This is a genomic window from Ruminococcus sp. CAG:57, from assembly GCF_000435935.1.
Lineage (GTDB): Bacteria > Bacillota > Clostridia > Oscillospirales > Ruminococcaceae > Hominimerdicola > Hominimerdicola aceti.
This window is the reverse complement of sequence record NZ_FR890777.1, coordinates 25,351-25,917: the sequence shown is the minus strand read 5'-3', so window position 1 is coordinate 25,917 and position 567 is coordinate 25,351. Positions and strand designations below refer to the sequence as shown.

General features: G+C 34.4%; 2 protein-coding genes. Both read left to right on the top strand.

Features of this window, described 5'->3' with window-relative positions; all coding sequences use genetic code 11:
• Positions 1-198 (top strand): hypothetical protein (locus QVO88_RS09995; protein WP_288177984.1); only part of this gene is annotated, 198 nt, incomplete at its 5' end.
• Positions 199-214: 16 nt separating this feature from the next.
• On the top strand, positions 215-567 hold a 353-nt coding region (locus QVO88_RS09990; protein WP_288177983.1), incomplete at its 3' end, for a hypothetical protein.

The following is a 567-nucleotide window of genomic DNA, read 5'->3' as shown; positions in this document are numbered from 1 at the left end:
CATATTACAGCTCTTGACCTCAACACTAATCCTGATACGCCTTATACATACTATGACCTTATCGATGAGGGCGGCTATTGTGAAAGTGATGGATATATGTACACCGATATTGACAGAATAAAGAAACATTTTTCAGGAGAAAAATCACAGAAGATGTTACGCACTATCGGTCGATTTTCCAAAAGAACATTTTCCTAGAGAAAGGATGAGATTCTTGTCAAATCCTAAACAATTAAGGTTTATCATTTCAAGAAATGGTGACACAGCAAAAACTGTTCTCAAAACCTCATACGATATTGTAAGCTTACCATATTTACTATCGTATGTTATGGGAATTTTCTTTGAAGAATATGAAGATGAAGGCATTGGCTTTAGCTCAAGCGAGCTTACTGATATGCTTTTGACTATGTATCCAAACGATTTTGCGGTATCAGCGGAACAGGCGGATCTTGTTATTGATGATTTAGAAACATGGGAAAGAAATTGCAGTTCATATGATACCATAAGAACAATAAGAATTTTTAAGCCAAAGGAATTAAATCTTTCTGAAAAGCTATTTTGTAAATT